This window comes from Anabaena azotica FACHB-119, from assembly GCF_014697625.1.
Classification (GTDB): domain Bacteria; phylum Cyanobacteriota; class Cyanobacteriia; order Cyanobacteriales; family Nostocaceae; genus Trichormus; species Trichormus azoticus_A.
This window is the reverse complement of the sequence record NZ_JACJSG010000095.1, coordinates 1-9,787: the sequence shown is the minus strand read 5'-3', so window position 1 is coordinate 9,787 and position 9,787 is coordinate 1. Positions and strand designations below refer to the sequence as shown.

The following is a 9,787-nucleotide window of genomic DNA, read 5'->3' as shown; positions in this document are numbered from 1 at the left end:
ACCTTGAGTAATCTGCGCCATTCAGATTCAGTGTACCCATCCCCCCCATTGCGGAAACGAGTATCAAAACGGGCTAAGTGAATCTTGAATATTTCGTGCCGTTCACCGTAATTGGGTAAATCCACTTTGAAAATCTCGTCAAAGCGTCCACTCCTGGTTAATTCAGGAGGCAACCACTCAATATTGTTAGCAGACGCTATAATTAAAACCTCACTTGTACGCTCTTGCATCCAGGTCAGTAACATCCCTGCTAGGCGTTTGGATAAATCATCATCCCCGGCGAATCCCTTGTCAAAGTCATCGAGATAGAGGATTACACGATTAATTCGGTCTACGAGTGCGAGTAAATTCTTGAGCTTATATTCAGCCAAGTTACCGTAACTGCGAAAACTCCCCCACTCCAAAATAATCAAAGGCAGTCCTAACTGTGCAGAACAAGCTTTAGCCGAGTACGATTTTCCCGTTCCCGGTGGGCCGATGAGTAAAACCCCCTTGGGTAAGCGCAGATTATAGGCTTTCGCTAGTGCCGTCAACAAGCGCTTGTAAGTTTTAAACGCCTCCTGTATCAGTTCTAAACCACCAATGGGTGTGCTTGGGGGTTGCAGGAACTGGATGTTATAAATCCGCTTAAATAATTCAATTTTATAAGCGGACAGTTTAGACACTAACTCCAGAGGTGTAATTTCCGGTGCGATCGCCTGTCTGATGCCATAATCAATATCTGCTAAGTACATCCCTACGCCTGCGATCGCCGTTGCATGAATGGAAGGAGTGCTGTAATCAGGTAATACTTGGGGTAAGTAGCTGCTTATCTCCTCAATGCTTGGCAGTTGTTGAATGACTGTCGGGATTTCGGGGGCAATGTCAGACGACACCGTAGCGTTTGGGCCTAAGAGAATTACTGTTTTGTTGCAAGAGTGATTGTACAGTTTCAGGTTAATTAAAGCTGATTTAATCCACTCGGAAGTCAGGAAGAAATCGGGGTCGTTAGTCACATCTCCCAGCCAGGGGAATATCCCCTCCAGTATCAAGATGCCTTCTAAATCAGTAGTTTGCCAGAACCGAAGAATTTCAAAGTAATGTTCGCGCCGAGTTTTGGCAATCGCCTGCTGATACTGGTCAATTTTCGGTAAAGTTAACCCATTCTCATTAGCCTTCAACTGATATAGTGCATCATCCTCCATCGTCCACAAATAACAGTTAATGTCCAGGCGCTTGCATTCACTAGCTAGATTAGTAAGTAGCCTACGCCTCTCTTGCAATGGAGACTCGACAGCTATCAACTTATTGTTAAGCTTAATTAATGTAAATATTTCTTTAATTAGCTCATTACTCATCGGCTTGCGGGTAAATTTTATCCCGATGGTAGAGCCTGCCAATTTGCTTTGCTAGCTACCTTGGTACTGAAAAAATCGGTACTATAGTTGCTTGACTTTTTTGCAACTATAGTTCTAGTTCTTGGTTGTTGTGTTGGCGTTGTTGTTGACGAGAAAAATTGACTAACTGCGTATTCCAGTCCCCAGTGGAACACGCTCGTAACTTTGATTGTGGCAGTAGTTGTTTGACAGCTTTTGCCACAGTTTTTTGTGTAAAAGCTACTTGTACAACAGGAACATTACGTAATCTCTCAACAGGTAAGCTTCTTGGGTTGTCTACTGCCATGTAAAGTGTTCGGTTCTCTGGTATTCCTTCCTTTTGATATTCCAGCATGGCGAATGAAATGGTATCAATCGGAGACTCACACAGGACAGCAGTGCTAGTTTTATCAGTAGGGTTTTTCCCCAGAGTAAAGTAAAACCAGCAAGAGCGGCGAAGTGTACCTAACTCATAACCTGAGAATGTATTAGCTGTACCTTGTAAAAATGCACCTTTGGTATTTCCGTCGAGATCCCGCATCACAAATACTGCATTTGTTTTTGAGTCGGCATAAACTAGCCCCTGCTGGTGTAGCATTTGCACACAATCATCGGGGATGCCCCGTTTTTGAGTAAGGTAACGTTCAACGGCAGTCCAGTTAGCTTTATTCTCAACGGGTAGGGTGAATTGGGGCGCACTTTGGGTTTGGATAATGTCAGATGCTGTTTTTTTAGCAAGGGACATCGCTGCACGTTGCGCCCCAACTTCCCCAAATCGTTCTCCCAACCATGCGATCGCTTGAACTTGGTCACATTTATTAACGTGTTTCACCAAGTCGAGCGCCCCATTACCTTTAAAGAGGGAACCCGGAGCAATGTCAGTAAATTGAGTGCCATCTATATTAATGATGTGTCCGTGACCGCGCCATCGCTCATGCTCACGGTTTAGCCCCAACTCCCAAGCAACATCATCTAAAACTAAGTCAGTTGACCACTCGGTAAGGAGACGCAATTGCTGATTATCTTGCTCTAATTGTTCAATTCGTTGCCTTAATTGCTCATTTTCAAGTGCTAAAGCTTTGGCTGTAGCTTCCATCTCCTGTTTACGTTGATTAGCCCTGTCCCTGTCGGCAGCTTTGGCTTTAAGATGTTCTACACTCAGTTCATCAACCTCTAAATCTCGCCCTTCCTCCACAATGCGGTAAAAGTCCTTAATGTCCTGGTGCTTGGCTTTGCTTCCCCTAATCCCACGCTCCAGCCCAATCAGCCGCATCGTGTCATAGTATGAATCCTGAAAAGCGTGAATTTTCTGCCGTCCGTCAAAGAAATGGTTACATCTTAGCTGTCCCCTATCATCAATCGGCACAAAGTAAGCGTGAATGTGCGGGGTGGCTTCATCCAGGTGTAACTCGGCTCTCACTATGCGATCGCCATATTCATCCGCTAACCATTGGTGCGTTGCTTCCACCCATTCATTCAACTTTTGCCCTTCATAGTACCCAGCTTCGGTTGGGCAGCCAGGACGGAAATAACTGGGGGATGCACTTAGCAACAACTCTACACAATAAACTGCATCAGTGCGAATTTTGCGTTTCTGTTCATGTTCCCCTATCTTGGCTAACACTAAATCCTCTAGTCTCTCCTCCGGGTCAATGCTACCAATCAAGCGAATATTTTTTTGCGTCGGGTCAGCGTTGGGGGTTTCTCGTTCTCTTGCAGTGTGAGATGCACTACCTGATATGTTACCCCGCTTTAATTTTTTTAATCGCGCGATCGCGTATGCCATTTTTCATTTACGCTAAAATCTGAAAATATAAGTTTTTGGGCTAACTGACTAAGAAACAAATATTACCCAAATTATTACCTTTTTTTCTCGGTTTCACGCCCTTTTTTTTAGCCAAATCGCTCAAATGCGAAAATGGGTAAATAACCGTAATAAGTACAACTATTTTAAATCATTCCACAGCATTTTTAGGGCTAACCACCCGCTATTACCAGAATATTCTTAGTATATCAGTCTTTTCTAGCACCACTTTACCCTACGTAGACAATATTTGATTTTTGGGAATTTTGACCGAGAAACCACGTAATATCAAGGCTTTGGGGCTATTTTACTGTCAATAGGCTTTAATTAATGAGAATTAATAGACTGCTCACAGAATTTTCGGGAATTATTTAAAGTTGATCACTGTTGATTCAAAATTTTTAACAGTTTTTGTAGTGCAAAACCAACTTGTTTGTAGTACGCATTCTCAATAATTTTTGAGTTGTTGAGAATAAAAGAAACTGAAGAAAATGTCTTAAAGCTTGTATGCGTAAGTATTAGAGGGCAATTTTTCAGAAAATCGATGTGCAAAATAGCAGACATTTTGTACTGAATAGTCACAGTTTCTTAACGGCTATAACACTTAAGTGCGTGTATAAGCTGTGCAAGATAGCAGACATTTTGCAGATAAATAGGTGTTTTAGGTACAAAATGTCTGCTATTTATAACTGTGATTAGTAATACATTTTAACTACGTAAAAAGCAAATCAAACCCCAGTAAATTAGTAGGGATAAAAAATTTGAGTGCCTAAATGAAGGATTAGAAGAAAAAATGCGGATTTATATGTGTATCGGTTATCAAGGAAATACTTTATTCAAGCAGACGGAATAAATTTTAAGAGTAAGAATATTAACTTTAGTAAAGTTGGGCAGTATCAAAACAAAAATATGAAAGCTGGTCGATAAAAATTAGTGTAATAATTTTAAGAAAGCGCGTTACGCATCAGAATTGTAATCAAAAAAATGAATGATCCTAGATATAGAGTAGTGTCATTTAGAAGGCCAAGCGACAGTGCAGATGCAGAAGTAATTGATTACTTGAGGTCAAAGCCCTTAAGTTTGAGGGAAGATTATTCGGAAACAATTACATCAACACTAAAAAAACACTGGCTACCTATGGCCTTATTCTCTTCAGGTCTGAGGGGAGAAGAACTAAGACAGATTGGCATTTGGGCAATAGGTCAACTAGAAGCACAAATTAGTCTGATTCGCAGAACTTGTGGAATAGCACCAGACCCGTTAGTGGTGACATCAAATATATCAATGCAAACATCGAACATAGTGGCATCTGATAGTCCATCTGTCTTAGGGATTATTTCCGCCCAGCAAATAAGCTCTACTGAAGATGAAGAGGATGAGGAAGATGATGACGATGAATTTCTATCCCCGCAAAATAATCAAGAGATGACCGATATTAAGCGGATGTTTGGCTGGAACAACCAGAACGGGGTGTGAAGATGAATAAAAGGAGTAATTCTAAAGACTATACAAAAGTTGTAGTAACGATTGATTTAGGGACAAGTTCTCTCAAGGGGATAGCCCAGATTTATCCAGATGGGGTTCCCATAGTCTTAGCGATGGAGCCAGAAATAGCGGATTTAGGGGTAGAGTCAATAGAATATCTGTCAAATCAGCTCGTACAGGATACAACGGTATGGGTAGGGATTGATAAAGAATATTTTGTCCTGGGGGCATTAGCTAGAAGTATGTTTGCGGGTACATCAGCTATTAGGGATTTAAAATCTCAATATGCCTTACCCAAAGTTGCAGCGATGTTATGGTTAGCAATTCGGCGCTTGGCAATAAAAACCCCAGATATAGAACTATATGTACATTTATTGTTGCCAGTGGGAGAAGCGTCAGATGGTCAAACACTCAGAGCAAAACTAGCACAGAACTTAAAAACAGGAATAATCACACCAACAGGAAGGCTAAAAGCGAAATTACGCAGCTTTGATGTTAGTCCAGAAGGGGCGGGAATAATGGCATATCGTAGTCGCAATGTCAATATTAACTATTTCCAAAAAAGTATAGGAATGCTAATGTTGGGCTATCGCAATGCCAGTTTCATTCTGTCGCATAAGGGGAATCCGATAAAAGCTGAATCCACTTCTTTAGGGATGAATTGGGTGGTAGATCAGTTTGTAGAACGGACTGCCGTAGGTCTATCAAAAGATGACTTACGCCTAGTATCAGCTTTAGCCGAAACCACTTTCAATAATTTTGATGCACTGCGGTTTTTATCACGCAAAACCAAAGCCGAACAAATCAATGCTGATGTGGAATTATTTTGTCAGATTTTACCGATAGTGAAAAAAGAGTATTGCCGTGCTTTATGGCGCTGGTTGAGAAATATTGCCCAAATGGATGAAATTTTAGTTTGTGGTGGGACAGCAAATTTTATACGCCAAGAGCTAACAGAACATTTTTCAGGAGAAGGCATTCCCATTTGTTGGAATGGTGCAATGGAACTACCTAAATATTTGGACACGATGGGGTTAGGTGAAAGAGTAGCTGATGTTTGGGCATCTCATATTAGCCATATCAAATTTTTGGATCATGAATTAAGCTATGACCGCCAAGACAAACCCTTAGTCCCTGATTATTATGTCCAACCATTCAATAGTTCTAGACTAGGCATGGAGATTTGGCAAAAGAACGGCTATATTACTACTAATCAAGGGATTTAGAATAATTGGCATTTGTACGACAACTGTTGCTAATGCTAATGATGCTGTCTGATGCTAGACAGAATGTCTGTCTAGCATCGCCAAAGCGCTGGACTATAAGGGTTTGGTTTTGAACGGTGTTTTCCACAGCAGTAGATGATTTAACAAGCCACTCTCCTTTAGCTATGGAGATTCTATGGAGATTCGACATACATACAGAGAAACTAGACAAAGAACCGGACTAAGACTGGATGCTATCGACTTGCGAAAATATAGCCATCCTATCCTCGCCTCGACAACTTTACTTAATGACATCTCACTGTCGTTCTTACCAAATGAATTTATTGTAATTGCAGGGGTGAGTGGTGGTGGTAAGTCCACCTTGATGGATGCACTTAACGGACAACGAAGAGCCAAGGGGAAAGTGTTAGTTGATGGGGTTGACCTGTACAAAAACTATGACGCATTCAAGAACCTCATCGGTTATGTTCCCCAGGATGATATAGTTCATGTTGATTTAACTGTCTGGGAAGCATTTATCTTCGCCGCCCAGCTTCGAGTCCCCTTTTTATCCATAAGCGGACAGCAGCAATGGGTAGAAGCAATACTACAACATCTGCATCTTTTAGAGCGAAAGAATGTCCCCATCAAACAACTTAGTGGAGGTCAACGCAAACGAGTTTCTATTGGCGTGGAATTAATCTCTAACCCCAGTTTGTTTTTTCTAGATGAAGCCACATCTGGGCTAGACCCTGGAACTGAACTCCAGATTATGGAATTGCTCCGTTTCCTTTCCAATATGGGCAGTACCGTAATTTTGATTACCCATGCAACTAAGAATGTAGCGATCGCCGATCAAGTAGTGTTCCTGGCCAAAGGTGGAAGGCTGGCATACGTAAGGCCGCCCAGATTGGCACTAGACTATTTTGGGGTGCAAGATTTTGATGGGATTTACGACCTAGTTGAACGGCAACTAACCCCAGCGCAATGGGAAGAACGCTTCAAATCGTCGGGCTACTACAAAAGATTTGTTAGCGATCGCCTGCAATCATTACCACAACAAAACCAAGCTCCCACAGCAGATAAACCTAATTTGAGAGAGCAAGTGGTGGTGCTGTGCCGACGCAATCTGTCGATTCTGCTCAAAAATAAGTTGAGTTTGGCATTGATGTTACTAGGAGCGCCCATTCTCGGTTCACTTAATTTCATACTCTGGAAACCAGATTTATTTAGTACCAAAACTGGGAATGCGGGGCAATCCATCTCCATGTTGTTCGTTGTAGTGGTAATGGCGATTATGTCTGGTTCCCTAGCGACAATGCCAGAGATCGCTAAAGAAAGACCAATTTACAGACGAGAGCGAAGTGTAGGCTTGGGTTTACCACCCTATATCATATCAAAGTTGGTTGTGGCTTTTGTACTCGCTTTGTATCAGTCGGCTGTATTACTGCACCTGATGCTGTCAGCCGTTAATGTTCCTGGCGCTTCAGTCAATACTGGGGCAATGTACTTTACCCTGTTTTTAGCGTCGTTTGGCAGCATGGTTTTGGGGTTGATTGTCAGTGCGATCTCACCCAATCCTAGCGTTGCTCCCTTAATTATACTTATCGTCCTGGTGTTTCAAATTGTCTTTGGGGGAGGAATACAGCCGACTGAGAACCTCAGCAGTAATCCCGATGCCAAGGCTTTGAGTCAAGTGATGCTTTCCAAATACTCATTTGAAAATTTAGTACTGCTTTCGGGAATGGGTGCGGATGTAGCGGATGATTTCTGTTGGCAGAAGTCTGAAACCCAGAGAAAAAAATTACCAACTCCCCTGATAGCTCAATGTAACTGCTACAACAAAAATGTATTTACTAAATGTAATTTCCCTGGTCTAGGTAAAATCAAAAGAACTTCATCACTCAACAATGACTTATTAAAAGCTAATCTGTTGATTCAGAGTATTCTTGATGGTTATGAACGAGTTTTCTATACCGATGTCGCTCATAACAACTGGAATTTAATTTACTTAATTTCTGGGATGATATCAATATTATTTATGATTCTATTTTTGAAGGGGTAGTAACAAAAAACTTCTGGAATCATCCAGAAGTTTATGGTGTGTTTGACTTTTGCCAGTAGACGATTTTCACCGTGTACAAGAACTATTGTACTACAAAATAATTGCCAGAATAGTTATTTTTGATGTAGCTTTAGATAAAAATTGAATACGTTTATCTTCCCAGCAGAATTTATTTATTAGTAATGAAAATACTTCACAATATTTAGCATTATTCTTAGGAAAATATCTAAATATATTACCCTAACAAAATATAAAATGATAAACAAGTAGCTGAGGAAAGATAAGGTTTATTATCTTCATAATTCTTGCTACTTTATTTTAGTAAAGCAGCAATTTTCGTTGTCAAACAAGGAAGAATATGCCCAGAACTGTGACTTTGAAAGTAGACCAGTATATAAATCCAAATAACAACTGCATCATCGCTACAGCCCATGTAAACAGCTTCCCAGACCTCCCATTAGAACCAAATATCCGGGAACCAAACCGCAAAAGTTCAACCTACAGACAGATATTTGACTCACTCTCCACTCAACCCGAAAAATTCTTTCAAAGAAATAACGGGATTGTGCTGTGTGCAAACAAGGTTAAACCAATCAGCAGGACTGAGCTAGAGCTAGAAATATTACAGGCAAACGAAGGCGGAAACGATGGCATTATCAACGGGGGACATACGGTCTTAGCGTTCCAGCAGGCTAGAGAATACAAGTATGACCTGAGTCAAGCGAGGGTTAAAGTCACAATCCACATTGGTTTAAAAGAGGAAGAGGCGATTGACATTGCCTTGGCATCAAATACATCATCTCCAGTAGATGCCCGATCAAAAGTTAATGCCAGGGGTGGCTACCAATTCATCAAAAAGTATTTAGCCCAACTAGAACTTGAAGAAGAGACAAAATTCCGTATTGGCTACCATCAAAATCAAAACGGTGTGCCTAAAAACCCCCACTGTAATGTTAACCATTTAATTAAACTAATCACTTGCCTTGATAGGAACAAATACAACCCTCAGAAGAGTAAAGGTAAACATCCTCCTGTCAGCAACAACCCCTCTTTGACTGACGCAGAAAGAGAAAGGCTCTCAAGATTATTGCCGCTATTATCCAAGGCTATGTGGATTGAGCAGAGGTTGTTCAAAATTATTGAGGAACACATCACCAATCCGCGAAAAAAAGGAGTCATTGACCTAGCCTCAATTGATCCGCGAAAGAACACCCTCTTACCCGACAGCCGCTATTCATTCGGTTTTTCTGCGCCGGCTGATATTGCTATGCCCATTGTTGCTGCTTATCGGGTGTTTCTGGACGAGACCTACAACTGGCTCATCCCCTTTGATGAGTTTGCTGAGGATTTTCTTCAACATCTGTGGAATAACTACTATCGGAAATACTTGGTATCGGAGAAATTAGCAGGTAATACAGTCGGTAGCAAAATCTGTCGTAATCCAGTCATTTGGGATAACCTTTATGTTTCGGCGCAAAGTTACCTAAATCAACGGTTGTTGAAAATGGTTGAGTCAAATAACCAACGCTCTGAACTCAAATTAGCCAATTAATATATGTCAGACAACGCACTACAAGAATTAGAACGATTCGCAAGAGAACAACAGTTCAACTCGCAGTATCGACAGTATTTTGGTGATGTGTGGGACGAGGCTGGGGTAAAAGATATCAGAGAAATGACCGTTCAAGATGCGGAACGTACATTAAAAATACTGGCTAATAGTCAAGCATCTCCCCAGTTTGTCAAATCTTTGTTATCACCAATACCTTAGCCAATTTACGAGGGTTCAACGCCTGTGGAAACGGGATGAATACGTCCCAGGCAAGTAAGCTTGGCAAAAATTTGCGCTAATAAAATAGGCTCAGGCTTTTGA

At 41.3% G+C, this 9,787-nt stretch carries 7 protein-coding genes; 5 read left to right on the top strand and 2 right to left on the bottom strand.

Annotated features, from left to right (window positions below; all coding sequences use genetic code 11):
• Together H6G83_RS33870 and mobV are read right to left on the bottom strand one after the other, a co-directional pair.
• A partial coding sequence (locus H6G83_RS33870) for an ATP-binding protein (RefSeq protein ID WP_190480420.1) occupies positions 1-1,337 on the bottom strand: 1,337 nt, incomplete at its 3' end.
• A 106-nt stretch (positions 1,338-1,443) separates the two neighbouring features.
• Positions 1,444-3,141, bottom strand: a complete 1,698-nt coding sequence (gene mobV, locus H6G83_RS33865) for a MobV family relaxase (protein ID WP_190480418.1) — start codon at positions 3,139-3,141, stop codon at positions 1,444-1,446.
• Positions 3,142-4,143: 1,002 nt separating this feature from the next.
• Here mobV and H6G83_RS33860 point away from each other — a divergent pair.
• From H6G83_RS33860 to H6G83_RS33840, 5 genes are all read left to right on the top strand, one after another.
• Positions 4,144-4,635 carry a hypothetical protein gene (locus tag H6G83_RS33860; protein ID WP_190480416.1) on the top strand — a complete coding sequence of 164 codons (492 nt, stop codon included), beginning with the start codon at positions 4,144-4,146 and terminating at the stop codon, positions 4,633-4,635.
• 2 nt (positions 4,636-4,637) lie between these two features.
• Positions 4,638-5,870 carry a ParM/StbA family protein gene (locus tag H6G83_RS33855; protein WP_190480412.1) on the top strand — a complete coding sequence of 411 codons (1,233 nt, stop codon included), beginning with the start codon at positions 4,638-4,640 and terminating at the stop codon, positions 5,868-5,870.
• Between the two features lie 175 nt (positions 5,871-6,045).
• Positions 6,046-7,914, top strand: coding sequence for an ATP-binding cassette domain-containing protein (locus tag H6G83_RS33850; protein ID WP_190480409.1), 1,869 nt, complete (start codon positions 6,046-6,048; stop codon positions 7,912-7,914).
• A 358-nt stretch (positions 7,915-8,272) separates the two neighbouring features.
• Positions 8,273-9,466 carry an AIPR family protein gene (locus tag H6G83_RS33845; RefSeq protein WP_190480407.1) on the top strand — a complete coding sequence of 398 codons (1,194 nt, stop codon included), beginning with the start codon at positions 8,273-8,275 and terminating at the stop codon, positions 9,464-9,466.
• Between the two features lie 3 nt (positions 9,467-9,469).
• Positions 9,470-9,685 carry a hypothetical protein gene (locus H6G83_RS33840; RefSeq protein ID WP_242044997.1) on the top strand — a complete coding sequence of 72 codons (216 nt, stop codon included), beginning with the start codon at positions 9,470-9,472 and terminating at the stop codon, positions 9,683-9,685.
• Positions 9,686-9,787 lie beyond the last annotated feature (102 nt).